This window comes from Plantactinospora solaniradicis (assembly GCF_042658085.1).
Taxonomy (GTDB): domain Bacteria; phylum Actinomycetota; class Actinomycetes; order Mycobacteriales; family Micromonosporaceae; genus Plantactinospora; species Plantactinospora solaniradicis.
Genome location: NZ_JBHSPR010000021.1, coordinates 21,746 through 46,225, shown reverse-complemented (window position 1 = coordinate 46,225; position 24,480 = coordinate 21,746). Strand labels below are relative to the sequence as shown.

At 68.3% G+C, this 24,480-nt stretch carries 26 protein-coding genes and 3 pseudogenes; 13 read left to right on the top strand and 16 right to left on the bottom strand.

Annotated elements, in window-relative coordinates:
- Nucleotides 1-6: 6 nt before the first annotated feature.
- Complete coding sequence (locus tag ACFP2T_RS27260; RefSeq protein WP_377426358.1) at nucleotides 7-282, top strand: VOC family protein; 276 nt, start codon at nucleotides 7-9, stop codon at nucleotides 280-282.
- Between the two features lie 380 nt (nucleotides 283-662).
- On the opposite strand, the gene ACFP2T_RS27255 is transcribed toward ACFP2T_RS27260, so the two are convergent.
- The 3 genes and pseudogenes from ACFP2T_RS27255 to ACFP2T_RS27245 form a co-directional block, all read right to left on the bottom strand.
- The gene (locus tag ACFP2T_RS27255) at nucleotides 663-1,079 is read right to left on the bottom strand and encodes an ASCH domain-containing protein (protein ID WP_377426356.1); all 417 of its coding nucleotides are present in this window, start codon (nucleotides 1,077-1,079) and stop codon (nucleotides 663-665) included.
- A gap of 245 nt (nucleotides 1,080-1,324) precedes the next feature.
- Nucleotides 1,325-1,462, bottom strand: a pseudogene (locus tag ACFP2T_RS27250) (IS6 family transposase); the annotation flags it as partial.
- A gap of 204 nt (nucleotides 1,463-1,666) precedes the next feature.
- Nucleotides 1,667-2,377 (bottom strand): PH domain-containing protein, encoded by a 711-nt coding sequence (locus ACFP2T_RS27245; protein WP_377426354.1) that lies wholly within the window; start codon nucleotides 2,375-2,377, stop codon nucleotides 1,667-1,669.
- Nucleotides 2,378-2,923: 546 nt separating this feature from the next.
- On the opposite strand from ACFP2T_RS27245, the gene ACFP2T_RS27240 reads away from it, so the two are divergent.
- Both ACFP2T_RS27240 and ACFP2T_RS27235 read left to right on the top strand, forming a co-directional pair.
- Nucleotides 2,924-4,210 (top strand): phosphodiester glycosidase family protein, encoded by a 1,287-nt coding sequence (locus ACFP2T_RS27240; RefSeq protein WP_377426352.1) that lies wholly within the window; start codon nucleotides 2,924-2,926, stop codon nucleotides 4,208-4,210.
- 107 nt (nucleotides 4,211-4,317) lie between these two features.
- Nucleotides 4,318-5,385, top strand: a complete 1,068-nt coding sequence (locus tag ACFP2T_RS27235; RefSeq protein WP_377426350.1) for an integrase core domain-containing protein — start codon at nucleotides 4,318-4,320, stop codon at nucleotides 5,383-5,385.
- A 28-nt stretch (nucleotides 5,386-5,413) separates the two neighbouring features.
- Here ACFP2T_RS27235 and ACFP2T_RS27230 read toward each other — a convergent pair.
- From ACFP2T_RS27230 to ACFP2T_RS27220, 3 genes and pseudogenes are all read right to left on the bottom strand, one after another.
- A pseudogene (locus tag ACFP2T_RS27230) lies at nucleotides 5,414-6,090 on the bottom strand (IS5 family transposase); the annotation flags it as partial.
- 78 nt (nucleotides 6,091-6,168) lie between these two features.
- Nucleotides 6,169-6,345 (bottom strand): hypothetical protein, encoded by a 177-nt coding sequence (locus tag ACFP2T_RS27225; RefSeq protein ID WP_377426349.1) that lies wholly within the window; start codon nucleotides 6,343-6,345, stop codon nucleotides 6,169-6,171.
- A gap of 639 nt (nucleotides 6,346-6,984) precedes the next feature.
- A complete protein-coding gene (locus ACFP2T_RS27220) occupies nucleotides 6,985-7,524 on the bottom strand; it encodes a hypothetical protein (RefSeq protein WP_377426347.1) in 540 nt (179 codons plus the stop codon).
- Between the two features lie 934 nt (nucleotides 7,525-8,458).
- On the opposite strand from ACFP2T_RS27220, the gene ACFP2T_RS27215 reads away from it, so the two are divergent.
- Nucleotides 8,459-8,704: a hypothetical protein gene (locus ACFP2T_RS27215; RefSeq protein WP_377426345.1), complete on the top strand. Its 246-nt coding sequence runs from the start codon at nucleotides 8,459-8,461 to the stop codon at nucleotides 8,702-8,704.
- Here the strand turns inward: ACFP2T_RS27215 and ACFP2T_RS27210 are convergent.
- Nucleotides 8,683-9,789: a hypothetical protein gene (locus tag ACFP2T_RS27210; protein WP_377426343.1), complete on the bottom strand. Its 1,107-nt coding sequence runs from the start codon at nucleotides 9,787-9,789 to the stop codon at nucleotides 8,683-8,685. The genes ACFP2T_RS27215 and ACFP2T_RS27210 overlap by 22 nt on opposite strands.
- A gap of 4 nt (nucleotides 9,790-9,793) precedes the next feature.
- Nucleotides 9,794-10,174 (bottom strand): peptidase inhibitor family I36 protein, encoded by a 381-nt coding sequence (locus ACFP2T_RS27205; protein WP_377426340.1) that lies wholly within the window; start codon nucleotides 10,172-10,174, stop codon nucleotides 9,794-9,796.
- 618 nt (nucleotides 10,175-10,792) lie between these two features.
- Here ACFP2T_RS27205 and ACFP2T_RS27200 point away from each other — a divergent pair.
- From ACFP2T_RS27200 to ACFP2T_RS27170, 7 genes are all read left to right on the top strand, one after another.
- Nucleotides 10,793-13,993 carry a BTAD domain-containing putative transcriptional regulator gene (locus ACFP2T_RS27200; RefSeq protein WP_377426338.1) on the top strand — a complete coding sequence of 1,067 codons (3,201 nt, stop codon included), beginning with the start codon at nucleotides 10,793-10,795 and terminating at the stop codon, nucleotides 13,991-13,993.
- A gap of 167 nt (nucleotides 13,994-14,160) precedes the next feature.
- Nucleotides 14,161-14,733: a hypothetical protein gene (locus ACFP2T_RS27195; RefSeq protein WP_377426336.1), complete on the top strand. Its 573-nt coding sequence runs from the start codon at nucleotides 14,161-14,163 to the stop codon at nucleotides 14,731-14,733.
- Between the two features lie 92 nt (nucleotides 14,734-14,825).
- Nucleotides 14,826-14,990, top strand: coding sequence for a hypothetical protein (locus ACFP2T_RS27190; protein ID WP_377426333.1), 165 nt, complete (start codon nucleotides 14,826-14,828; stop codon nucleotides 14,988-14,990).
- Nucleotides 14,987-15,256 (top strand): integrase core domain-containing protein, encoded by a 270-nt coding sequence (locus ACFP2T_RS27185; RefSeq protein WP_377426330.1) that lies wholly within the window; start codon nucleotides 14,987-14,989, stop codon nucleotides 15,254-15,256. Before ACFP2T_RS27190 ends, ACFP2T_RS27185 begins: the two co-directional genes overlap by 4 nt.
- Before the next feature lie 484 nt (nucleotides 15,257-15,740).
- The gene (locus ACFP2T_RS27180) at nucleotides 15,741-16,094 is read left to right on the top strand and encodes a hypothetical protein (RefSeq protein WP_377426329.1); all 354 of its coding nucleotides are present in this window, start codon (nucleotides 15,741-15,743) and stop codon (nucleotides 16,092-16,094) included.
- A gap of 2 nt (nucleotides 16,095-16,096) precedes the next feature.
- Entirely contained in the window at nucleotides 16,097-16,750 is a 654-nt protein-coding gene (locus tag ACFP2T_RS27175) for a nucleotidyl transferase AbiEii/AbiGii toxin family protein (RefSeq protein WP_377426327.1), read from the top strand.
- A 315-nt stretch (nucleotides 16,751-17,065) separates the two neighbouring features.
- A complete protein-coding gene (locus tag ACFP2T_RS27170; protein ID WP_377426325.1) occupies nucleotides 17,066-17,875 on the top strand; it encodes an integrase core domain-containing protein in 810 nt (269 codons plus the stop codon).
- A gap of 113 nt (nucleotides 17,876-17,988) precedes the next feature.
- On the opposite strand, the gene ACFP2T_RS27165 is transcribed toward ACFP2T_RS27170, so the two are convergent.
- The 8 genes and pseudogenes from ACFP2T_RS27165 to ACFP2T_RS27130 form a co-directional block, all read right to left on the bottom strand.
- Complete coding sequence (locus ACFP2T_RS27165; RefSeq protein ID WP_377426323.1) at nucleotides 17,989-18,120, bottom strand: hypothetical protein; 132 nt, start codon at nucleotides 18,118-18,120, stop codon at nucleotides 17,989-17,991.
- Nucleotides 18,113-18,538, bottom strand: coding sequence for a YkvA family protein (locus tag ACFP2T_RS27160; protein ID WP_377426320.1), 426 nt, complete (start codon nucleotides 18,536-18,538; stop codon nucleotides 18,113-18,115). The genes ACFP2T_RS27165 and ACFP2T_RS27160 overlap by 8 nt, the downstream gene beginning before the upstream one ends.
- Before the next feature lie 2 nt (nucleotides 18,539-18,540).
- On the bottom strand, nucleotides 18,541-19,137 hold the full coding sequence (locus tag ACFP2T_RS27155; RefSeq protein WP_377426319.1) for a Chromate resistance protein ChrB: 597 nt from the start codon (nucleotides 19,135-19,137) through the stop codon (nucleotides 18,541-18,543).
- Nucleotides 19,138-19,416: 279 nt separating this feature from the next.
- Nucleotides 19,417-20,151 carry an alpha/beta hydrolase gene (locus ACFP2T_RS27150; RefSeq protein ID WP_377426318.1) on the bottom strand — a complete coding sequence of 245 codons (735 nt, stop codon included), beginning with the start codon at nucleotides 20,149-20,151 and terminating at the stop codon, nucleotides 19,417-19,419.
- 346 nt (nucleotides 20,152-20,497) lie between these two features.
- Nucleotides 20,498-20,683 carry a hypothetical protein gene (locus ACFP2T_RS27145; RefSeq protein ID WP_377426317.1) on the bottom strand — a complete coding sequence of 62 codons (186 nt, stop codon included), beginning with the start codon at nucleotides 20,681-20,683 and terminating at the stop codon, nucleotides 20,498-20,500.
- Nucleotides 20,680-21,390, bottom strand: a complete 711-nt coding sequence (locus ACFP2T_RS27140) for a cation diffusion facilitator family transporter (RefSeq protein ID WP_377426384.1) — start codon at nucleotides 21,388-21,390, stop codon at nucleotides 20,680-20,682. The genes ACFP2T_RS27145 and ACFP2T_RS27140 overlap by 4 nt, the downstream gene beginning before the upstream one ends.
- A gap of 8 nt (nucleotides 21,391-21,398) precedes the next feature.
- Nucleotides 21,399-21,776, bottom strand: coding sequence for an ArsR/SmtB family transcription factor (locus ACFP2T_RS27135; protein WP_377426315.1), 378 nt, complete (start codon nucleotides 21,774-21,776; stop codon nucleotides 21,399-21,401).
- 258 nt (nucleotides 21,777-22,034) lie between these two features.
- A pseudogene (locus ACFP2T_RS27130) lies at nucleotides 22,035-22,581 on the bottom strand (conjugal transfer protein TraC); the annotation flags it as partial.
- A 37-nt stretch (nucleotides 22,582-22,618) separates the two neighbouring features.
- On the opposite strand from ACFP2T_RS27130, the gene ACFP2T_RS27125 reads away from it, so the two are divergent.
- Nucleotides 22,619-23,488 carry a hypothetical protein gene (locus ACFP2T_RS27125; protein WP_377426313.1) on the top strand — a complete coding sequence of 290 codons (870 nt, stop codon included), beginning with the start codon at nucleotides 22,619-22,621 and terminating at the stop codon, nucleotides 23,486-23,488.
- Nucleotides 23,482-24,405 carry a sulfotransferase domain-containing protein gene (locus ACFP2T_RS27120; protein ID WP_377426311.1) on the top strand — a complete coding sequence of 308 codons (924 nt, stop codon included), beginning with the start codon at nucleotides 23,482-23,484 and terminating at the stop codon, nucleotides 24,403-24,405. Before ACFP2T_RS27125 ends, ACFP2T_RS27120 begins: the two co-directional genes overlap by 7 nt.
- Nucleotides 24,406-24,480 lie beyond the last annotated feature (75 nt).

Below are 24,480 nucleotides of genomic sequence, written 5' to 3'. Positions count from 1 at the left end.
CGCCGGATGTTATCCGCCACGACCGACACGCGAGCACGGTCCCCGGCGCCACCGCCACCATCGCCGGTACCTGCCCGGTGCTGGACGAGATCCTGGCCCTGGTCTCCGGTCTGCCGCCCGGAAGTCGCGAAGACGGAGTTGCACCGGACCTACTGTTCCTGCGCGTCCCGGAGGCAGAAGGCTGGCAAGAATCGCCTGCCCCTCGATCTGCGACCGCGTGACCAGGCTGCTGAGGTGGCCCGGCTGGAGGAACTCGGTGCGCGGCGCGTGGACGTTGGGTAAGGTTCGGACGCCAGTTGGGTGGTGATGGCGGATCCGGACGGCAACGAATTCTGCCTGCTGCGGCCGCTTACGCCCGAGCAACTCGCCGCCGACTGATCGCGGCAAAACAGCTCCGTAACGACGCGGTGTGCGCTTCTTCGCCATCGACGTCGGATGCATCGACTACCTGACCGCAACCAACCAACTGCTCGCGGGCCAACGGCGCGCCGAAACCCGAGGCATCCGGTTCTGCCACAAATCCGCGCAAGTTGCGGGCACACCTGTCACTCCCAGTAGTCGTCAACCTGGCGGGCCGGATGCGGGGACGTCCACTCTTGCCGAAACGGGGCATCGCCTACAGCCTGGGACATCAGCGGGGTGTGCATCCGGCTCATTCAAGGTCAGAACACCGTAACGACGCGGAACCGCTCCAGCACAACCGGTGTGTCATCGTCCACGGTGAAGTCCGAGTCCCCCAGCCAGCCGCGATAGTCCGGTCCGTGCCAGTAGCCCTCGTGCCCGGCTCGCCAGGAGGCAACCGAGTTGTCTCCCTCGCCCTCGTCGCGGGCGTGGTCAACGTCGACATCGCCAAGCCGACTGACGCGCACGTTGGTCACCTCGATCACCGCGACCCGGCCCCCGAAGGAGTCCACCACGGCCGCTCGGGTGCCCACGGTCGGAAGCGGTTCGCCGTCGATCTCGTAGTCCTGGAGCAGCCCGGTAGTAGCGGTCTTGGTACCAGCGAGCACGGCGGCGACCAGCTTGTCGCGCAACGGGCCGGGAAAGGCGAACTCGAATGTGGGCAGTTCGGTAGTCACCGGGTGACGCTACCGTCTGCTCCAGTCAGGACGTCTGGCGTAGATCGTTGGACCTGCCGAACACCCGTCGCCCGTCGGGATGTCGTGCAGGCTGGAGACGACTTCGAGCAGGCTTGACATGACCACGATCTTAAGGTCCGTGGTCATGAGCCGAGGTGAGCGTGCGCTGTTCTGCCGCCGACCGTGTGCGCAGGCCGGGCTCTGCCCATCACTGTCCGTGGGCTCGGCTCCATTTGTAAACCGCGCCGCCGCGTGCACGGTCGTGCCGAGATCAGTGCATCAGGTCCTCCCTCACAGGACTTCCGTTGCACCCACCGAAACACAGTGACGTGGTCGACCTCGACACCACGCTCCACCAGAAGTTCTCCCACGTCTCGACAGGACTGAGATCCTCATCGATGAGCAGATCCTGCGACCGGTCCCGCATCAACATCGCCGGTGTGCCCTTCGGGCTCGCCGCCCACGCCACCCGCGCCGTCTCCCCCGGAACAGCCAACGGCGTGGGCCCTCCGGCGAGCGCCAGCCGTTCACCGCGTACGCGTGGACGCTATGTCCCTGGGCAGAGGCGGAAGCGCGCTCATCTCGGGTCAGGGCACGTATGCCGTGTGTTGCCTGCGGCGGAGGAGGCGGACAGCGACCTGATACACGGCGACGAACACCACCACCGGCACGAAGCCGATCGCTTGGAACAACCATGGGATCTCGTCGTTTTCCCACTCTGACCTGGTGTTAAGGACAAGTCCGGACACCACCATCGCGAGGAACGAACCAACTGTCAGGAAAATCGCCCATACAATCGCGGATTCCCGCGCCCAGGCGCGGTACTGGGCCGCCAGCACGGTGGCTTCAGCCGGCGGCGTCCAACCCCCGCCACGGGATCGCTCCCATATGTTTTTGATGGCTCGCACCTCGCGAGCTTGTGCCCCAACGCCCCCTGGCAAAGCGAACAGCCGGCCCTCGCGGTCGAGCAGCATCATCCTGGACGAAGCCGGGTTGTTCTCCATCTCGATGCTCAACACGTCGGACCACACCGTCCTGCGGGTCCGAAACAGCTGCCGTACTGCGATGTGATCCGGATAGACGATGGTCGCCGCCCGCCAGAACCAGATGATGGCGAGATACACCGTGCTGATCAGCACGAGCATTCCCGCCTTGAAAGTCAGGGGCAGGTCGTCCTCCGGCACGATCCAGCGCGCCAACGAGATGCCCGGCAACCCGAGAAAGAGGGTGATGAACACCAACGGTGCCAGTCGTAGCCGGTACTTGCGGATCACCCGACCGTCGGTCCCCGTCTCCACCTGCTCCTCCAGTCGGAGAGTCGCGATGCGCAGCTTCGACGGTGACCCGAAGTCTCGTGGCGGACGCGCCGCTCCGGTCCGGCCGCCGCCACCGGTACACCGACAACGAGCACCAGGAGCAGCGTACCGACGGCGAAGGTGAAAAACAGGCCCAGTAGCCCGGCCAAGGCGATCGGGACGTCCGTCATTCCGTAGAGCAACTCACCGAACCGCCGCCTGAACACCGCGCCCAGACGCCGCCCCCTAGACCTCACCCCGTACGGCCTCTTCCGGCGACCGGCCACCGTCTCCGGAACCGCCGGGCAGCAGATTATCTGGTCTGGTCCCGTCTGCGCGGTCGCGTCTGATCCTGCGGCCAACCGACTCCCGACCCCGACGCCGGCCGTAGCTGGCGGCGATTCCCACTCACCGCACGACCGACGGGGCCGATCCAGGTACGACGGCCGGCGCTGGCGGCCCGGGTACGACAGTTCTGGTTACCCACAGTTGGCTTGCTCTTCAGCGCTAATGGGCCGAGCGGTTCATCCGGCCAAACAGGATGAGATCATGATCTTCTACACCTCCTCCGTACCCAAACTTCGGCGGTTCGGAGCTGTCGCGGCCGTCGCGGCCGTCGTGACCGGCCTCGGCTTCGCCCCCGTGGCGCACGCCGCGCCCAGCGGTGCGACTCTGCCGCTGGGCGATGCCGGCCTCGCGGAGAGCCGGAGCAGCCAGACGTTGACCCGCGGCGTTACGTTGACCCGGATCGTCCGCGGAACCGACCCGGCTCCAGCCGACCAGATCAATACCACGACCCGTGGGCCGTGGGTCGTCAACGTGCTGACCATCGACCCGACGGCGACCCGCGGACACCTGGCGGCGACGTACGGTCCCGACCTGGCGAAGGTGGAGAAGACCACCGATCTGGTCCGTTCCGCCGGCGCTCTCGCGGGGGTCAACGCCTCCTTCTTCACCTTCACCGCAAGCGCGCAGTACCCGGGCGATCCGGTGGGCTTGGGCGTGTTCGGCGGAAAGCTGCTCAGTGAGCCGACCGGCGACCCGGCCGAGGCCAACCTGGTGGTGGATGCCAGAAGCAACAAGGTCCTGGTGGGCCAGTTGCGCTGGACCGGCACGGTCCAGAACACGCGGACGAAGGTCACGCTGCCGCTGGATTTCATCAACCACCCGCCGGTGGTTCCGGCCGGCTGCGACGGCCTTGCCCAGCCGACGCAGTGCACGCTGCCGGGTGACGTGGTGCGGTTCACCCCGGAGTTCGCCGAGGCCACGCCATCCGGGGCCGGCGTCGAGGTGGTCCTCGACGCGCGGGGCTGCGTGGTACGGACCTCGACGACCCGTGGCACGACGCTGAGTCAGGGCCAGACGTCCCTGCAGGCGACCGGCCGGGACAGTGTGGCGATGCTCGCCGTGGCGAAGGGGTGCGTCAAGCAAACCGACGCCCTGCTGGACGAGACGGGTAAAAAGCTCCGACTGCACGCGGGGTCGTTCGGGGTGAACGGCCGCTACCGGCTGCTCGCCGGCGGACGGATTGCGGTGCCGGCCGGTTCGGACAGCTTTTTCGCGCGCAATCCGCGTACCATCGCGGGCACGACCGCCGACGGCAAGATCGTACTTGCGACGATCGACGGCCGCATGACGACCAGCGTCGGCACCACGATGGACGAGACCGCCGCCGTCGCCGCCGCGCTCGGCCTGTTCGACGCCATCAACCTCGACGGTGGTGGCTCCACCGCGATGTCGGTCGAGGGCTCGCTGGTCAACCAGCCGAGTGGCGGCGCCGAGCGGGCCGTCGGCGACGCTCTCGTCTTCGTGGACAGCCGGTTCACCGGCCGCTGACCCCATCACGCCACGACCGTGTGGGTGCCGATTACTACGATCGAACGCGTGAGCTGCTGACTCTTCCCGACCACGCCCGGACCGTTTAATCCCTCGTTGATCCGAACATGGCGCTGACACTCGTCTACCTGATCTGTCGGCAACTCCTCGGCTGGATAGCTCTACTGAGCCGCAGCGCGAAGACAAGGAACGCCGAGATCCTGCTACTACGCCACGAGAACGCCGTCCTACGCCGCCAGGTCAAACGACCACGACACACCTGGGCCGACCGAGCACTCATCACCGCTCTGGCCCAACTACTACCCAAGGCCCGCCGGGCCCGACTGTTCATCACACCGACGACCCTGCTCCGCTGGCACCGAGCCCTGATCAAACGGCACTGGAGCCACCCGCGCCGCCAACCCGGACGGCCAAACACCCGCGCCGAGGTCCGCCGACTAGTACTCGACATGGCCAGAGACAACCCCACCTGGGGCTACCGGCGCATCCACGGCGAACTCGCCCAACTCGGACACAAGATAGCCGCGAGCATTGTCTGGCGGATCCTCGAGCAAGCACACACCGACCCAGCACCACAACGATCGGGGCCGACCTGGCGCCAGTTTCTCGCCGCTCAAGCCGAAACGATCCTGGCCACCGACTTCTGCCACGTCGACACCCTGCTGTTCACCAGACTCCACGTCCTGTTCGTCATCGAACTCCACACCCGCCGAGTGCACCTGCTCGGCATCACCACACGCCCCACCGGACGCTGGGTCACCCAACAAGCACGCAACCTACTCATGGACCTCGACGACCGGATCCCCACCGTCAAATTCCTGATCAGAGACCGGGACAGCAAATTCACCCAGACGTTCGACGCCGTCTTCGCCGGTGAAGACATCCAGGTCCTGCGGACGCCACCACAGGCACCCCGAGCCAACGCGTTCGCCGAACGGTGGATCGGCACCCTACGACGCGAACTACTCGGCCGCATGCTGATCATCAACCAGCGGCAGCTACAGGCCGCCCTGACGGAGTATGTCGATCACTACAACACCCACCGACCACACCGATCGCTGGGCCAGGCAGCACCGCTGAAACCGCTACCCACCACCACCCCAGCCGACAACATCCATACCCTCCGACGAGACCGACTCGGCGGACTCATCCACGAGTATTCCCAGGCCGCATGACGTGGCCGCAATTATCGGCACCCACAAGGGCGATGGTCTGTTCGACGACCCATCGTCGGGCGCCGAGGCCTGAGCCGTGAGCGGTGCCGCGTCGGGCGATGACTGGGGTGATGCCCTTGGCTCGTAACTCACGGCGGTACTTGTCGAAGTCGTAGCCGCGGTCGGCGTAGATCCGCTCGGGTCGTTGTCGCGGTCGGCCTCGGACGCCCTTGATCGGTGGGATCTTGTCGACCAGGGGCAGGAGTTGGGTGACGTCGTGGCGGTTGCCGCCGGTCAGTGTGACGGCGAGGGGAATGCCGCCCGCGTCGGTGATGACGTGGTGTTTCGAGCCTGGCTTGCGGCGGTCGACCGGGCTCGGACCGGTTTTGAGCCACCCTTGAGCGCCCGGATGTGCGTGCCGTCGATCACCGCCCGGGACATGTCCAGTTGGTCGGCGGCTCTCAGCTTGCCGAGCAGGACTTCGTGCAGGCGTTGCCACACGTCGGCGTCGTTCCAGTCCCGCAACCGGCGCCAGCAGGTCATCCCCGACCCAAACCCGAGTTCTTGTGGTAAGTACTCCCACGGGATCGCGGTGTAGAGCACGAACAGGATTCCGCACAGCACCTTGCGGTCGTCGAGGGGCTTGCGGCCGGGGAACCGTTGCCGGCGAGGCGGTCGAGGTGGCAGCAGCGGTTCGATCTCGGCCCACAAGTCGTCCGAGACGATCCACGGCGGTTGCTCACCCCTCCTCACGTTCAGACAGAACGACCTTCACGTCCCAGAGTTACGCCCAACATCATTTCGTTAGGAGTTGTTAGCCCGCCACTCGCCCGCCAGGGCCGTCTTCACCACGTCGACCGGCTGGCCCTGGTACCGGTCGAACAACGAGTCGAGAACCGGCTGCATCTGGCGGTTGAAACCGTCGACCGCCTGGCGACCGATCTGCTCCAGCGCGCTCGGGTTGAACTTGAACTTCGCCACTCAACATTCCTCTCACTGGCCGGGGCAATCGCCCCATAGAGAGCAACTCTGCACGTTCGGGGCACATTCCCGATCGCGGAAACGGTGCCAGCAGCGAAGGGCCTCAGGTCGCCAAAAAGACACGAGCGCGGCCCGATGGTACGTGGATACCGACCGAACGCGTCACTGACCTTACAGGATGGGACCGTATGCTTGAGTGTGCGGAGAGGCTGAGGCTCGGGGCGCCGTCCACACCATCCGGCGGGGTCGCGGCATCCTTCAGCCGGTTATCGTCTTCCTTGTCGTCTTCGGTGCACTCACCCTCAGGGATGATCGGCACGTCTTGCGATCGGGGTGGGTAGTCGAGCCCTTTGGACAGTGGCCGTCAAGATAGCAGGGTGACCAAGCTCTTGGACTGGATCGCCCACCGACTGATCCCATGGATGACAGCCAGCGCGGTTCTAGCTCTGACTTCCGTGGTGTGGATCCTTACTGTAGCGCCGGGCACGTCCATGACCATCAGCCGTATCAGCCGAGTGGCGGGGCCGGGTGCCATTGTGGATCCGTCGATCGCACCCGGCCCCGACGGCTTTCCAACCTCAGCAAACCGTCCTGAGGGCGTTGGCCGTGGACTGAAATGCCTTGCCTTGGAGTAGAAGACTAACAGGCTCGGACATACCAGACCTCGGTCCAGTTTGGGTTATTGGGAACGCTGCACCTAGCCGCACATGTCGGGTTTCCGATCTGCTCTCCATACTCGTCGTGGAACGTTGCCCGCGTGCCGGGCGTCTGATTGTTGTAATAGGAGCCCAGGCCGCGCCAGTTCAGGGGAACCAGGTTCAGTTCGCCGCACTTCCAATAGGCCCTCATGTCGTCACCACCGTACGGATCACCGGTGGCGCTCGTGCCGGTGTAGATGCAGAAGTACTCGTAGGGGCAATTGTTGAGGAGCCGTGAGCTGTCGGCGGCCCTTGCGAGACCGCGCGTCCGGGCTTCCCTGGACTCACCAAACCGGTTGTCCGCACGAGCCTGGAGAACAGAGCCCGCCTCCCGACTCAGCCCCACCGCCTGACCCCGCTCTCCGAAACCCCCGGCCCGCTCACCAGGCGCCGCGGCGGCGGGGGCCGTCCCGGTCACCATAGCCAGCACGAGAAAAGCCGTACAGGTTCCGATCCTGACACCAACAGTCTTCGCGTTCACGCTTCTTCCTCTCCGTCTGTCCGACCAACGTCCCGGGCCGCATCTGTTCGTTGCGGGATCCTTGTGACGGAGCACATCCGGCCACCTGCCTCATACCTCCCTCTCTCGCAGGTGTCGCCCGAGCTCTGAAGCTCCGTCCATCTCCCCGCTCGACCTGCAACCCCAGCTCGGCCCGGCATGCGTGAATGATCGTCCCGACATGCCGCCTCCGGGCGCCTTGGGTCGACGAGCCCGAGTGGATTTGGTCCTTTGTATCCGCTTCCGGGTTGTCTGGCCCCTGAACCCGGCCGTCAATCAATCAACGCCGGACAATGGGCACACGCCACCCGAATTGAGGTGCGGAGCGCGACGACTCGGCGGGCGATCGGCCGTGCGCGTGCGGTGCCGATCCGGCACTGTGGGGCGCGCTCACGATGGTCAGGTCGAAGTCAAATCAAGTGGTGGATCGTGGCCTTGGATTCGGCTTGGCACGTTAGGTGGGATTTGATCCTTCGAGGAAGTTGCGCCGCTCCTCTGGCGTAAGTTCCTGGGGGACTCGTTCTTTGGTCGTTGCCAGTACATCGTCGATGGATCCACACGCTGAACATTCGGTTGTCCGGACGGTTCCGTCCTGGTGTGTGGTGACGAGGCGGTGCCGAGCGCGCATGGATCAACCCCGCCCGGTGGTGCGGCACCATAGCGACGCCCATACGACGAGGCAGTCTCGTCACTGCCTCCGCACGCTCACCACAGCCGCTACACCAAACAACCTCATCTGCCGCAATCAGCGCGCGTCCGGAACTCCGCGGTCCGTCACCCCTGGTTTCGAACCGTTGGACCAGATGTGCCAGTCGCGGCCGTACGCCGACGTGCGCAGCGATGACCTCGCTGATCCAGCGCGACGACACGTGCAGGATCCGTACCGCATCATCGACGGCGATACGACGTGGCGCCGGTGCCCGACGGCGCGGTGGGCGATGTTCCTGGTCCGGACTGCAACACCGCCGTCGGCGCTCACGTGCGCCGCCGTTGGGACCGGGTGTTCCGGGTCAACCGCGACGGCAGCCGGTATCAGCCGGTGACACTGCCCGGCCACCCGGCCGACCTGGCGCAACTGGGCGCGATCACACCAGCGCACCAGGCGGCCGGCCGCCACCTGTGGTTTTCAGACCAGCGTCGCTACCTCGCGGACGACGGCTGAAGATGGTGGCGGGTGCCCGGCGCCGTAACCCGATCCGGTGCCGAGTGCCCGGGTCCGGGCGTTGCGGATGTGCCGACGATGCGGTGCGCCGCCACGAGTGCTCGCTCCCGGGCCGCACGCAACGACGTCACCGCCGTCGCGGCGGCGGGCGGCGTCGCACCCTCGGCGGCCCGCTGGGCGGTGGTGACGGCTTCCCAGAGACCGCTGTCGCGCTGGCAGTCGGCGTCCGCGGTGGCCGTCTCGTGCTCAAGCCGCAGTGCGGCCGAGAAGGCGGCCCGGTCGCCGGGAGCAACCCGCGACAGCGCCTGGTCGATCGTGCCGCGCGGCTCGGCCGGGCTGGCAAAGTCACGGCCCTTCCCGGTCATGCAGTCGGACCAGCGTTCGACTGCGGCGGTCACCGCCAAGGCGCGCCAGACCCGTTGCGTCACGGTGTTCACCGCGACCTGCGCGGTCAACTGGAGCCGGTCCCAGTCCTCCCCGAACAGCTCCTGGCGGGCGAGCGTCACGCACCCGTCCGGCCGGTACGTGAACACGGTGCCCTCGACCTCGATCTGGACCTCCCGGCCCGGTGTGCCCAGCAACGCCACGTCCCAGGCCCGGCGCCGCTCGTCCGTCATCGCCGCCCGCGCCACATCGTTCGCACCCGGCGGTGCCGCCGGCGCCACATCGTTCGCACCCGGCGGTGCCGCCGGCGCACCCTGCCCGGTCGTGGCGTCGGCGGAGGCTCCGGGCGCGGAGGATGTGTGCAGCAGCCGTTCACCCATCCCGTACCCGTGGAGGCGGGCCTCCCGCGGCTCGATCAGGCTGTAAATCGCGGCCCCGTCCTCGGGCACGCCGGCGTCCGGGCCGGACCGCTCCGGCAGGTACGGCATACCGCGCCTAGTCATGCAGGTCGCCACCAGTTCCTCCTCGGCCGCGGTGAGCAACCTCCGGTCCATCGCCGGCACGTGCACCGCACCGCCGAACGGAAGTGGCACGTCGGGGCGCGCGTGGCCGGAGGCGTCGCCGCATCCGGCCACCAGCGCGGCCGACACCGCCAGGACGAGCGTCGTCGTCAGGCTGGAAGGTGCGCCGTGTCTGCTCACCTCATCAGCACCACTGGTTCGAGGCGATGTTCCGATAGAACGGCGGGTTCTGGGTACTCAGGTTTCCGTAGCCCGTACCCCGCGGCAGGTAGACGCTCGTGCCGGTGCGGTTGAGTCCGTTCCAGATCGTGACCCCACACGACATGCCGTTGTTGAAGACCGACACGGCGTTGTTGAACGACGGGTACTGGAGCAGGTTGCTGTTGTTCCCCTCCACCCGCCCGGGCACCGCATTGTAGTTCGTCGCCTGGAAGGCGCACAGGTAGCGGGGACCGCAGTCGCTCAGCGCCGCGCCGGCCGGACCGGCCGGGACACCAACCAGGCCGCCGGTCGCAGCCGCCGCGGCCACCACCAGGGTCAGCACCTTCGTTCCGCGAAGCCTCATCGCTCACTCCCTCCTCGGCCGCGCCGGTCGGCGCCGCCTCGATGGCCCAGACGCTAGTGAGGCTCGTGGCTACCGCGACCCCATCGCGAACCCGCCGCGATGACCGGAGACGCGGCCCGGCCACACCGCAGCTGACCTGCGTCTTCCGGGCCGCGCCGGGCCGGGAACGGCAACCGCGGCGGCAGCGGTACGGCAGCAGGCGGCAGCTTCACCCGGCCGGCCGGTCAACTCCGGGGCCACCGCACGGGTACCGCCGCGGACGCCGATCGTCGGCGACGGTCCGGGCGACCGGCCGGACCGGGCCAGGCCAGCACGGTTCGGCCGTGATCCCGCCCGCGGCGCCGGGTCGGTCGCGAGCACCGGACGGCCGACCCCAGCGCGACTCCAGCCGCTCCGCACGCCCACCTGGTGACGGCGTGGCCGCCCCACCCACCGGAGCCACCCAGGTCGGACCGGCACACCGTCCGGGTACCGCGGCGCCACGGCGGCAGAATCGGCGGCAGAATCGGCGGCAGATTGGTATCGGCCGATATAGTCGGGTGGTCCGCTCAGGGCTACAGGAGGCGACCGTGCCGAGACACACGAGCACGCCGACACGAATCGGGCAGGATCCCGAAAGTGCGCCACGTACGCGGCTTAGCGGCCATCGGTGACCAGCTCCGGAGCCACCGGATCCGCGCCGGACTGACGCAGCGCGAGGTCGCCGTGCGCAGCGGGATCAGTGTCCGGGCGTTGCGCGACATCGAACACAACCGGGTCGGCGCGCCCCGGCCGGCTGCCCTCGGCCGGCTCGCCACGACGCTCGGGCTCTCGGACGCCGAGACCGCCGCCCTGCTCGCCGGGCTCCGGGCATCGGGGTCGCGGCCGGGTCCGGGCGCCGCGCGGCCCTGGGTCGGGGTGCTCGGCCCGCTCGCCGTGCAGCGTGGTGGCGCGCCGGTCGAGGTCAGCTCGCGGATGCAGGGCGACCTGCTGGGCCTGGTCGCGATCCAGCCCGGCCGGGTCGTGTCGACCGACGAGATCGTCGACGTGCTGTGGGGCGAGAAGCCGCCACGGTCGTGCCGGCGGTTGGTGCATACCTACGTCGCACAGGTGCGGGACATTCTGGAGCCCGGACGGCACCCCCGGGTCCAGACACGGAGCCTGTGCCGCGTCCGGTCCGGCTACCGGCTGGACCTCGACGGCGACGAACTCGACCTCGGCGCCTTCACCCGGCTCACGGAGCGGGCGGCACAGGCCCGGGCCGCGGGTGACGTCGAGACCGCGACCGGGCAGTTCGGTGACGCGCTCGACCTCTGGCGGGGTCCGGTGCTGGCGGGTGCCGGTGAACGGTTGCGACAGCACCCGCCGACCGTGGCGGTCGCCCGCCAGCGGCTGGCCGCCGCGCTCTCCTACGGCGAGCTCGCGATCGGGGCCGGCCGCCACGACGAGGCCGTCGACCGGCTCGGTGCCGTGCTCGACGGCGAACCCCTGCACGAGGGGCTGGCCGCTCGGCTGATCCTCGCGCTCGCCGGGTCCGGCGGCCAGGCGGCCGCGCTGGCGCGCTTCGCCGAGGTACGCGACCGGCTCGCCAGCGAACTCGGCATCGAGCCGGGCGCCGAGCTGCACCAGGCCCACCTCCGGGTGCTCCGCGGCCAGGTGCCTGCCCCGGTCGAGCATCGCCCGCCGGCGCCAGCCATGCCGGCACCGGAGCCGCCGCGGGTACGGCATCCGCCGGGATCCTCCGGCGACGACGTACCCGCTCCGCCGTTGCCCCGGGCGGGTCCGGAGGGTCCGGCTCCGGCGGCCCTCCCCGCGCCGCCCCCGGCACAGCTCCGGGCGCCGGTCACACCGCGCCAGCTGCCGGCGGCGATCCGGCACTTCGCAGGCCGGGCGCGTGAGATGGCACAGCTCGACGAGCTGGCCGACGAGGCCGTAACGGGACGGCGGGTGGTGGTCGCGGCGGTGGACGGTCCCGGCGGGGTGGGAAAGACGACGCTGGTCACCCAGTGGGCACACGGCGCCGCAGAGCGCTTTCCAGACGGCCAGCTCTTCGTCAACCTGCGCGGCTTCTCGCCGGCCGGTGCGCCGGTGACCACGAGCGAGGCGGTCCGTGGCTTCCTGGACGCGCTCGGCGTCGCACAGCAACGGGTTCCGGCCGACGCGGACGCACAGGTCGGGCTGTTCCGAAGCGTACTGGCCGACAGGCGGGTCCTCATCGTCCTCGACAACGCCCGCGATGCCGAGCAGGTGCGTCCGCTGATCCCCGGCAGCGGGACCGCGCTGGTCGTGGTGACCAGCCGGCGCCGGCTGACCCTGCTGGTCGCGGTCGAGGACGCGCATCCGCTGCCGCTCGGGCTGCTCACCGACGCCGAGGCCCGGGACATGGTCGACCGCCGGCTGGGCGCGGCCCGGACGACGGCCCGGCGGGGCACGGTCGACGACCTCGTGCGGCGCTGCGCCGGCCTGCCGCTCGCGCTCTGCATCGTCTGCGCGCACGTGAGCCGCCGCTCGCTGCCCCGCCGGTCGGGCACCGAGTGGCGGGGCGAGCTCGACTCGCTGTCCGGGATCGATGCCTCGACGGACGTGCGGGCGGTCGTCTCGTGGTCCTACCGGGGTCTGGGTGCAGGTGCGGGCCGGCTCTTCCGGCTGCTCGGCCTCCACCCGGGCGCCGATGTCGGGACCGCCGCCGTCGCGAGTCTGCTCGGCGAGCCGGTGGCGACGACGCGGGCACGGGTGGCGGAGCTGGTCGACACCCATCTGGTGGAGGAGCTCGCGCCGGGCCGGTTCACCGTCCACGACCTGCTACGGTCGTACGCGGCGGACCTCGCGCACGAGGTCGACAGCGAGGCGGACCGGGCCGCTGCCCGGCACCGGATGTTCGACCACTACCTGCACAGCGCCCACGCGGCGAACACGCTGATCCTCGAACCGCACCTGGAGCCGATCCGGCTGGAGGAGCCGCCGCCGGGCCTCGCCCTGGAACGGCCGCCGAACCGGGCGGCGGCCACCGCCTGGTTCGCGGTCGAGCGCCAGGTGCTGCTCTCCACTGTGGACGAGGCGGCGGCGACCGGGTTCGACGGGCACGCCTGGCGTATCGCGTGGTCGCTCATCACGTTCCTCAACCGCCGGGGGCTGTTCGCGGAGCAGCTCCGGGTCCAGCGTACGGCGCTGGCGGCGGCGGACCGGGTGCGCGACCCGGTCGGCCGGGCGCATGCCCTGCGGGCCATCGGCGGTGCGCGGACACACCTCGGCCACCACCGCGAGGCGCGGGAAGATCTGTTGGCAGCGCTGCGCGAGTTCGAGGCGCTCGCTGACATCAACGGCCAGACGAGCGTCCACTTCGGGCTCAGCTTCCTCAACACCCTCCGGGGTGAACACCGTACGGCGATGCGGCATAGTGGCGCGGCGCTGGACCTGTGCCGGATGGTCAATCACCTGGCCGGACAGGCCAGCGCGCTCAACTCGACTGGCTGGCACCACGCCCGCCTCGGAGAGTTCGACGAGGCGGTGGAGTTCTGCTCAGCGGCGCTGGAAATCCACCGTGAGGTCGGCGACGTGCTGGGCGAGGCCCACACGCTGGACAGTCTCGGCGTGGTCCACCAGGGCAGCGGGGAGCACGAGACCGCGCTGGACCACTTCCGGCAGGCGTTCGCCCTGTTCGACGAGTTCGGCGACACATACCTGATGGCGACCGTGCTGGACCACATCGGCGACTCGGAGCAGGCTCTGGGCCGTTCGGCAGCGGCTCGGGCCGCCTGGCGGCGGTCGCTGGAGCTACTCGACGGGGCTGGCCACCCGGACGCCGACCAGGTCCGTACGAAGCTCACCGGCGGTTCGTGACGGTCGGGGCCGCGAGCTGTCATCGACGCTGCCGGTGCCGAAAACCTCGTCCGTCCTGGCCAGGACCTTCTTGATCACTGAGATCAGAACTCAGCTGCAGCGTTGGGCCCGCTCGGCCCGGACGCGGCGTGTGACCGACGTTGAGCGGTACGCGAGGATGGCCTGATGTGCTGCTGCGACTGGCCTACCTCAGTGTGACCAACGCTCTCGCGCTGCTGCGGCTGCTGCCGATGAGCGACCGGGACAAAGACGCCGAGATCCTCGCGCTGCGTCACCAGATCACCATTCTGCAACGGCAATTGCACGGCGATCGGGCGCGGTTCGCCCCAGCTGACCGAGCGTGGCTTGCTGCTCTTCTCCACCGGCTACCCCGCGACGTGCTACGCAACCTACGGCTGCTGGTCCGCCCGGAGACCGTGCTGCGCTGGCACCGTGACCTGATCGCCAGCCGGCACGCCAGAATCTCCCGACCCCGACGGGCCGGACGGCCACGAACCGTGCGGTCAATCCGCCGGCTGGTGCTGCGCCTGGCCCGCGAGAACACGACGTGGGGGTACCGCCGCATCCACGGCGAACTCCTCGTCCTGGGTGTGAAGGTCGCGGCTTCCACTGTCTGGAAAATCCTGCAGCAGGCCGGGATCGACCCGGCACCCCAGCGCACCGCCACCACCTGGCAACATTCCTGCGCTCCCAGGCTCAGGCCATCATCGCCGCCGACTTCTTCGAAACCACCACGCTGACCGGCGCCCGCCTCTACGTCCTTGCGGTCATCGAACACGCCACCCGTCGCGTCCGCATCCTCGGCGCCACCGCCCACCCGACCGCCAGCCGGGTGACCCAGGCCGCCCGGAACCCGGTGATGGACCTCGAAAATGCCGGATGCCAGGTGAAATACCTGATCCGGGATCGGGACGGCAAGTACCCCGCCCTGTTCGACGCCATCCTCGCCGACGCCGGGATCACGGTCGTGCGCAGCGGCGTCGAATGCCACGCATGAACTCGATCATGGAACGCTGGATCCAAGCCTGCCGGCAAGAACTGCTCGACCGGACACTGATCTGGAACCACGTCCACCTGATACACGCACTCCGCGAGTACGAACACCACCACAACCAACATCGGCCTCACCGCGGCATCGCCAACGCTCGACCGCTGCGCCCGCTACCCGAACCGATCACCGGCCCCGCAACCCTGACACGCCTGCACGTCCACCGACACGACCGACTCAGCGGGCTTCTACATGAATACAAGAACACCGCCTGAACAGCGCGGATGAGGTTTTCGGCACCCGCAACGCCAGGATAGTGCTGACCGAGTACGTCCGACACTTCAATGACCATCGGCCGCACCAAGGGCGCGGGCAGGTATCGCCTAACCGTGAGCCGGGCATCGTGATGCCGGTCGACGGCGTTGTCCGACGCCGACGACGACTCGGCGGGGTCATCAACGAGTACTACCGGGCCGCTTAGACGGATCTACGAATCCGCAGGTCAGCGACCGGAACCTCGTTTTGGCACCCTACAAGCCGGCGGCAGCCAGGAGTTTTCGGGGGGTAAACCGGGGGCCGGCGTTCCCTGCGAGTGGTTGCCGGCATAGGGGTTCGTGTCGGTGTGCGAACTGAACCCCAACTACATGTCACGCTGACGGCTGACCTGCGGGTTGGTCTGACAATCAATGGCCAACAGGCCGATGTGGTACCAGCCGTCGACGCCGGTCGGACGTACGATCTGGGTCAGGAGGTAGAGACATGGCTAGCGACAAGGGCGCACCGCCTGGGTCACGGTACGTGGACCAGCGGCACTTCATGGTCGCCGCCTCCCTGTCCGACCTGCGCGGTCCGGTTCGCGGTGTGGTGACACTCGATCGGTGGCTGGACTGGTCTGGCGACAGCAGCTACGACCTGGACGACGCCGGCGATCTGCAGCTGATGTACCAGACGGTCCTAAACCAGGCCAATTCAGTCACAGACCTGTACCGATGGCTGCACGGCCCGACATTGCGCCGCTTGTGGCCAAGCTTGTGGCTCCCGGCCCGGCTGCGGGCACTGTGGCAGGCCCGCTTTCCCGAGCTGACCACGCCACCCCAGGCGCTGGCCGGGTAGAGGTGGATCAAGTTCACCTCCGCCTCGCGGAGATCGGACTGCGGTTCGCCGCCCGCTACGGATTCGCCTTGGCCGGCGGCTACGCCGTCCAAGCCCACGGCATCCTGGACCGACCAAGCGAGGACGTCGACCTGTTCACCGCGTGGGAGCGACGTGGCGAGTTCGCCGCAGCAGTGGACACCGTCGTCGACGGCTACCGCGCCGGCGGGTATTCCGTCGAGGTAACACAGCAGTTCGACACCTTTGCCCGGCTCGCAGTCACCGATTCCGCTCGACCCGACCACCCCTACAAGGTCGAACTGGCGGCCAACTGGCGCGCATTACCGCCGGTGATGATGGACGTCGGGCCGGTGCTGCACGTCGACGATGTCGTCGCGGGCAAGATGTCCGCCCTGTACACGCGCGCCGAGCCTCGAGACTTTCTCGACATCGACGCGGCGCTCATGACCGGTCGCTATAACCGGGCGCGGCTGTGCGAGCTGGCGGAACAATCCGACGCGGGGTTCGATCGGCGCATCCTGGCGGACCTGTTCGGAATGCTGGAGCGCTACCCGGACCGGCGTTTCGCCGCCTACGATGCCAGTCCCGCCCATATCAGCGAGATGCGCAAACGCTTCGCGCAGTGGCGCGAAGAACTCACCGCCAATCTGCCCTAGCTAATTAGAGCAGGCGTGTCTGGCCCGGCGGGTGCCGAAACCTCGTCCGTTCTGGTCACGACCTTCTTGACCACTGAGATCGGAGCTCACCTGCAGCCGTGATCCCGCCCGGCCCGGGGCGGCGGGTGGTCGACGTTGAACGGCGCGCGAGGATGGCCTGTTGTGCTGTTTCGACTGGCCTTGTGAGTGCCGAAAACCTCATCTGTCCTGGTCGCAGCCATCTAAATCATCGAGGTGGAAGGCTCCGCTGAAGACGTGAACCTCTCGGCTGGATCGCGACGGTTGTCTACATCGAGTACGGCGCGACGATGGGGTGTGCTGTTTCGACTGGCCTACCTCGGCGTGACCAACACCCTCGCCCTGCTACGACTGCTACTCGTCCTGCGCCTGGCCTCGGAGAACACCACCTGGGGATACCGCCGCATCCACGGCGAACCGCTCGTCCTGGGCGTCAAGGTCGCCGCCTCCACCGTCTGGGAGATCCTGAAGGATGCCGGAATCGATCCGGCACCTCAGTGCACCAGCAGCACGTGGGCGGTGTTCCTACGATCCCAGGCGCAGGCCGTCATCGCCGCCGACTTCTTCGAAACGAGCACCCTGACCGGCGCCCGCCTCTACGTCCCGGCGGTCATCGAACACGCCACCCGCCGCATCCGGATCCTCAGCGCCACCGCACATCCCACCGCAGCCTGGGTGTTCCAGATCGCCCGAAATCTGGTCATGGACCTCGAAGACGCGGGACGCCCGGTGAAATACCTGATCCGCGACCGGGACAGCAAATACCCTGCCCTGTTCGACCGGGTGCTCGCCGACGCCGGCATCACCGTGGTGCACACAGGCGTCCGGATACCCCGGATGAACGCGATCATGGAACGCTGGGTACGGACCTGCCGACGTGAACTCCTCGACCGGACACTGATCCTCAACCAGCGACATCTACTACACGCGCTCCGCGAGTACGAGGTCTTCTACAACGAACACAGGCCTCATCAGGGCGTCGCCAACGCCCGGCCACTCGCCCCGCTACCCGAACCGATCACCGCCCCGGACCGGATCGCCCGCTTGAACATCCACCGACGTGACCGCCTCGCCGGCATCATCCACGAGTACGAACATGCCGCCTGACCTGCCTGGTGACATTTTCGGCAGGTACAGGGCCTGCTGCCGGGTGGCCATCGCCTGCTCGCCGCCCGCCTTTGCGGAGCGGGCGTCGGCCAGCAGCCACAACGTCGAGGCATTCATGTGCTGTCGTGTCCTTCCTCGCTGGCGGCGGCCGCGGCCGGTAGAACATGCTGGACACCTGGGCTGACGTGGACGGCGGCGGCGAGCAGCAGCGTATTGCCGAGCACGGTGAAGACGAGTTCAGTCACGGGTGAGACGGTCCAGGCCGGTGAGGCGGGCGACGGCGGCGAAGCCGTCGTCGGTGCCGGGCCAGTGCCCCCGGACGGCTTCAATACCGGCGCGGCGGACCACGCTGCGGAGCACGACGGTGACGATGATGGCGTCGTCGGCGTAGCCCAGGATCGGGATGAAGTCGGGGATCAGGTCGATCGGGATGGCGAGGTAGGCCAGTAGCAGGCCCAGCCGGACGCGGACCCCACGCGGCAGCGTCTTGTCCGCAGCCAGCCGATGCACCAGCCGTAACACGTCGGGTAACACCCGCAGCGCCTCGCGCAACAGCCCACCGCGCGGGCGGGCGACGAGCAGCACGATGACCAGGGCGAGCCAGGCCAGCAGCAACGCGGCGGCGATGCTGATGATCAGGTCCCACCAGAACGAGCCAGTCATGGTTAGTTCACCGCCCGCAGTCGCGGCGTCGACTCGCCGGTCGCGTTGAATTCGGGTGCTTCGGCGTGCAGGGCCGCTTCTTCGAACGCGGCCAGCTCGGTGGCGGCTTGGTCGACGGCGTCGCGGGCTGCCTGGCCACCGGGGGCGGCGAAGTAGTCGCGGGCGGAGATCTTGGCCAGCCAGGTACGGAACCGATCCAGGTCGGCCTCGGACTCCTCGACCTCGGCGTAGGTGGCGTTGCCGCGTGCATGTTCGTTGGCCAGTTCCTGCCGCAGTTCCGGAAGTCGTTCAAGCAGTTCGGCGTATTCGGCGTCGCGGGCGGTGTTGAACTCGGCGATCACCGCCTGTTCCTCGGCGGGGTCGGTGAGGGCCATCCGCAGCACGCGAGCGGTACCCCCATGGTGATGGACCCGGTCGACCAGTCGTCGTACCTCTCGCACTACTTCGGACCGTGCCGGCAGCAGGCAGACCGACTGCTGAAGGTAGTGCGCTCCCAGCGAGCGCAGTTTGCGCCATACCTGCACCCGCAACGATCCGGCGGCCCCGGCGGTCGACACGCTGATGACCAACCACTCGCGTTCCTCTGTATCGTTCGCCACATGCGGATGATATACCCGTAACACGTGGCGGATACAAGTGTCGGAGTACTCCTTGGAGTACAGAGTTAGGTACGCCTGATCTTGCAGAGGTCAAGCCGGTCGCCAAGAGCAGAACTCCGCCCCGACCGGCCGGTACCGCCGATGGCCGGTACCGCCGCGGTCGGGGCGGTTGTGCAGCTGCTGGCCACCGCCGTCGAGGAGGGCGGTGCCGACCGCCGATGCGCGGCGTGCCGGCGGCGCCGCCTACCGCCTGCTGCTGGCCTGGCGGCGGGGCCGCGGCTAGCGCAGATGCCGGGCGAAGAACCCGGCCGCGTCCTCCCCTGCGAACTGCGGGACACCGGTGTGTCCGCCCATGTTGGCGTGCAGCGATTTCTCCTTGGAGCCGAAGGCGTCGAACAGGTCCAGGGCCGCCTGCCGGTCGTTCCCTTCGTCATCCCACTGCAGCAGGACATGCAGCGGAATGGTGACCTGTCGGGCCTCCTCGAACATGGCGCGAGGCACGAAACTCCCGGCGAAGAAGCCGGCGGCCACGATGCGCGGCTCGACCACCGCCAGCCGAATGCCGACGGAGATCACTCCCCCCGAGTACCCGACCGGGCCGCCGATCTCGGGCAGCGACAGGAGGGCGTCCAGGGCGGCCTGCGATTCCGGGACCGCCTTGTCGACGAGCGGGAGGATGAGGGCGTCGATGATCTCGGCGCTGACCGGCTCGCCGGCCTCCATGGCCCGGCGCAGGTCGGCGCGGGCCTGCTCGGCGGCGGCCCAACGGGGCCGGTCACCGCTGCCGGGGAGCTCGATGGTGGCCGCGGCGAAGCCATCCGCCGCGGCGTGCCGGGCCCGCGCCGCCAGACGGGGGTACATCTTGTGCAGTCCGAGCGGGGGGTGGCCGAGCAGGATCAGCGGGACCGGTGCGGATGCGGATGCGGGCGTCCACAGGATGCCGGGGATCTCGCCGAGGGTGAATTCGCGTTCGAGGACGCCGTCATCGAGGCGCTGCTCAGTAGTGAATCGCATGGTCGTGCCTTTCAGGAGTGCTCGTGAAACGGCGCTCCCGGACGACCTATCGCCCGACCGTGACCCGGGAGGGGAGCACCCATGCCGAAACGTTCACGGGTACCACCTCCTCGGTCTCTCGCACGGCCTCCGGAAAACTAGCAGCGGCCGCCGTGATCCGCCAAACGTGTTTTCTGCGGAGGCTCCGTGGCCGGATGCCACGGACAGGCCGCATGCGGTTAGTTGCGATGTGAGCTCACCGATCGCGTCCAACGACGTGGCCCTGGTGTTCCCTTCCTGAGTCCCGCCCTGCCCTGACCGGCGGAGGCGGAACCTCAATGGTTCGGCCAGTGCTTGCTCTGCAAGATCAGTCGTACGCGGCTCTGCACAACAACCAGTACGCCGACAACAAGGGGTGCGTGACCGTTGCAGGTTGGCCGCCCGGCGGGTGCCAGCCGGCATGCCCGGTGCGGTGGGCCTGGATAAGGCTTCGCAACCCGAACGCCAGTACCAGCCAGGCCAGGTAGACGGCCAGAGCAGCGACCGCGATCACCGCGGGCTCCCACCCTCGGTGATGCAGCAGGCGTCGGTGCAGCCCGGACCGCACCCGCACCCGTCGGCCTGCTGGCCGGGACTGGTGGGGATGGCGCAGTCTTCGCACTGCTCGCCGCGCCACGCTTCGACACCCTCGCGGACGGCGACGGCGGCGATGACCAGGCCCGCGATCGGGTCAGCCCACGACCAGCCCAGCAGCGCGTTGAGGACTAGGCCGACGAGCAGGATTCCGGACAGGTAGGTACACAACATGGTCTGCATCGAGTCGGCGACGACGGTGGCCGAACCGAGTTCCCGGCCGGTGCGGCGCTTGGCCCAGACCAGCAGCGGCATCACCATCACCGACACGGCGGCGATCCCGATCCCCACCGGGGACGGCTCGGCCTCACCCGGGCCGAGCAGGGACCGGACGGCGTCGACACTGATCCAGGCGGCGAGGGCGAAGAACGACAGCGCGATCAGCCGCAGCGCCAGTCGTTCCCGGGCCTCGGGGACGCGGGAGCGGAACTGCCAGATAACCACCAGAGCGGAGGACACCTCGATGAACGAGTCCAGGCCGAAGCCGAGCAGCGCGGTCGACGAGGCAGCCGCGCCGGCCGCCACGGCGACGACGCCTTCCAGGAGGTTGTAGCCGGCGGTGGCGTAGGCCAAGTGCAGGCTGCGCCGGTTGAGCTGCGCCCGACGCCGCGGGGTCAAAATCGACATCGCGGTGCTCACCGGGTCACCGCCCGAACTGTGACAGTGCCATAGGTCGGGCAGAGCGCCACCGCCGAACCGGTCGCCGCCAGCACACCTTCGGCGGCCTGGAGTAGGTCCATCAACTCGGGCCGGGTCAGCGCGTAGAACGACTGCCGTCCTTCGACCCGGTAGTCGATCAGGCCGCAGTCGCGCAGGCAGGCGAGATGCTTGGACACCGTCGACTGGGCCAGACCCAGCTCGCCGGTCAGGTCCACCACCCGCGCCTCACCGGCCGCAAGCCGCTGCACTATTCGCAACCGGGTCTCGTCGGCCAGCGATCGGAACAGGGCCACGGCCGCAGTCATCCCGGCCGCGATGTTCGCGGTGACACACTCTCCGCCATTCATCGCCATAGCACGATGATAGCCGTGCCCGGCGATGATTTGACTAATGCTGGCGGTTGACCGGCACGTACCGGCCACCGGTGGCCTCGGCGTTGGCGACCTGACGGGCGTGTGTTCTTGCACCTCAACGCCGCGGGACGCCGACTCGCGGGCCCGGAGTTCCCTAAACTCTGGGATACTCTCCCCATACTTGGGGCAGAGCACCCCAGAGTTCAGTCGGAATCACCGATCAGATTCCTCCAACTCGAAGCCTGTAACACACAGCCGCGCTGAGGCGAGCGCGTCGGTGTCCATCACCCGGCGCATGCCGAGGCCATCGGTGCCGAGTGGCAGGGTGCTCGTCCAGCCCTGCATCTGCCGCCACGTTGCTGGCTGGGTGTCCAGCAGCACCGAGGCGGCGGTGGCCCGTACGTGCGCGATCGCTTCGTCGAGTTCGTCGAGGGTGGTGGCGTGCACGCACAGGTACAGGCCGACGCGGAAGAGTTTGCTGTGGCCGCGGGCGATTCGGTCGGCGAGTTCTGCGGCGTCGTCGGCGGCGGCCTCGGTGATCGGGTCGATCAGGCGGCCCTTCTCCGTGTCGGTGCGCCGGTTGGATTCCAGCCGGGCGCGCTGCTTGCGTAGCCGGGCGGCGGCGATCTGCGGGGCTAGGGGGTTCGATCTGGACGGCGACGTCGAGGCGGCCCGGCCAGGCCAGCAGCGGGTCCAGCCAGGCGGGGCCGACCTCGGCGGGGTATCCGGTTACGGTCAGCGTTGCCGCGTAGCCGTCGCCGAGGCGCAGGTTCCTCGACTCCATCACCGAGCAACAGATCACCATCGCGCTGGCCGCCAGCGACGAGGTCACCGACCGCCGAGTGCGCAACCACCGGGCCGCCGAACTGGCCGTACAACGCGCCCGCTACGAAGCCGACCGCGCCGAACGCGCCTTCACCAACGTCGACCCGGACAACCGGCTGGTCGCCCGCAGCCTGGAGAGCCGCGGGGAGACCAAGCTGGCCCAGCTCGCCGACGCCGAAGCCGCGTTGGCCACCGCACAAGTCACCACCGCACCCGCGCCAGAGCAGAACGCCTTGCGCGCCTTGGCCGCTGACCTGCCACGGTTGCGGGACAGCCCCACCACCAGCCACCGCGACCGCAAACGACTGCTGCGCAGCCTGATCGCCGACATCACCCTGCTGCCCGCTGTCGACGACGACAGCGTCCGGATCGGTGTCCGCTGGCACACCGGCGCCACCGACGAACTCACCGCCCTGCGGCACGGGCCCGGCCGCACCCCCGCCGGAGCTTTGGAACTGGTCCGCCGCTACGGCGCCACACACACCAGCGAACAACTCGCCGAACGGCTCAACGCCACCGGCTTGCTCGCCGGCAAAGGCAAACCCTTCACCGCCGGCGCGGTCGCCCGCGTCCGAGACGCCTACAAAATCTGGGCGCCGCGCACCGTGGCCATCCAAGACGGCGAGGTCAGCGTCAAACACACCGCCGCACAGCTCGGTATTCCCGCCAGCGCCGTCTACAACTGGCTGGTCAAAGGACAGGTTTCGGCCCGCCGCGCCCCGGGCGGACGGTGGTGCATCCCTGGGACCCCGCAACGCAGGAGATCTACCGGGACAAAGTCGCCAAGTCGTTCCGCCTCAAGCCGACCAACCTCACTGCCAACCGGGACCCCGGATCGGACGCGACTCACCATGACAATTACGGCCGATAGGGTGATGACATGGTGAGCGCGGCGCCCGCCGTCTACCGCTGCGGACTGACCGACAGCAGCCGCTGGCGGGAGTTCCAGCTGCGGCCGGACGACATCGTGATCAGCGTGCCGTCGAAATGCGGTACGACCTGGATGCAGATGATCTGTGCTCTGCTGATCTTCCAGACCCCCGACCTGCCCGCCGCGCTGACCACCGTCTCGCCCTGGCTCGACATGTTCCTGCGACCAATCGCGGACGTCACCCGGACCTTGGACGCCCAGCAACACCGCCGGTTCATCAAGACCCACACCCCGCTCGACGGTCTGCCCCAGCTGCCCGGCGTCACGTATGTCGTTGTCGGACGCGATCCCCGTGACGTCGCCGTGTCGATGGCTTACCACCGGCCCAATCTCGACGACAAGGTCATCTATCGCCTCATGGCCTCCGGCGACCAGGCACCCACCGGCCCGCCAACCAAACCGGTGCGTCCGGCAAGCAGGCGTGAACGTGTACTGCGGTGGATCGATGACCCGCGGCCGGCGACGGAGAACCTGGACTCGCTGCGCACCGTGGTCCACCATTTGGGCCAGGCGTGGGAACGCCGCAACGAACCGGCGGTGATCCTGCTGCACCATGCCGATCTCTCTCGAGACCTCGCGGGGCAGATGCGGCGACTCGCCGACCGGCTGGGCATTCGCGTGCCGCGGAACCAATGGCCGGCCTTGGTCGAGGCGGCCACCTTCACCTCCATGCGCGCGAAGGCCCACCATCTGGCCCCTAACGAGCGGCTCGGACTGTTCATCAGCAACAGTGCCTTCTTCCGCTCCGGCAAGCCCGGCCAGTGGAGCGAAGTCTTCAATGACGCCGACCTCGCCGCCTACGACAGCTTGATCCGGTCGTTGGCCAATCCAGACTTCGTCGACTGGGTCGAAAACGGCACACACGGCGGTTGAACGACACCAGCAACATGCGCCCACGCCTGCACCGAGCAGCAGAGCATCGAGCTCCAACAAACCCCAACAACAATC

Coding starts and splice junctions, on each gene's coding strand:
- ACFP2T_RS27140 (WP_377426384.1), bottom strand. CDS start 21,390: ATGTCGATTTTGACCCCGCGGCGTCGGGCGCAGCTCAACCGGCGCAGC.
- ACFP2T_RS27205 (WP_377426340.1), bottom strand. CDS start 10,174: ATGAGGCTTCGCGGAACGAAGGTGCTGACCCTGGTGGTGGCCGCGGCG.
- ACFP2T_RS27185 (WP_377426330.1), top strand. CDS start 14,987: ATGAACTCGATCATGGAACGCTGGATCCAAGCCTGCCGGCAAGAACTG.
- ACFP2T_RS27180 (WP_377426329.1), top strand. CDS start 15,741: ATGGCTAGCGACAAGGGCGCACCGCCTGGGTCACGGTACGTGGACCAG.
- ACFP2T_RS27260 (WP_377426358.1), top strand. CDS start 7: ATGTTATCCGCCACGACCGACACGCGAGCACGGTCCCCGGCGCCACCG.
- ACFP2T_RS27120 (WP_377426311.1), top strand. CDS start 23,482: ATGGTGAGCGCGGCGCCCGCCGTCTACCGCTGCGGACTGACCGACAGC.
- ACFP2T_RS27240 (WP_377426352.1), top strand. CDS start 2,924: ATGATCTTCTACACCTCCTCCGTACCCAAACTTCGGCGGTTCGGAGCT.
- ACFP2T_RS27150 (WP_377426318.1), bottom strand. CDS start 20,151: ATGCGATTCACTACTGAGCAGCGCCTCGATGACGGCGTCCTCGAACGC.
- ACFP2T_RS27235 (WP_377426350.1), top strand. CDS start 4,318: ATGGCGCTGACACTCGTCTACCTGATCTGTCGGCAACTCCTCGGCTGG.
- ACFP2T_RS27135 (WP_377426315.1), bottom strand. CDS start 21,776: ATGGCGATGAATGGCGGAGAGTGTGTCACCGCGAACATCGCGGCCGGG.
- ACFP2T_RS27160 (WP_377426320.1), bottom strand. CDS start 18,538: ATGACTGGCTCGTTCTGGTGGGACCTGATCATCAGCATCGCCGCCGCG.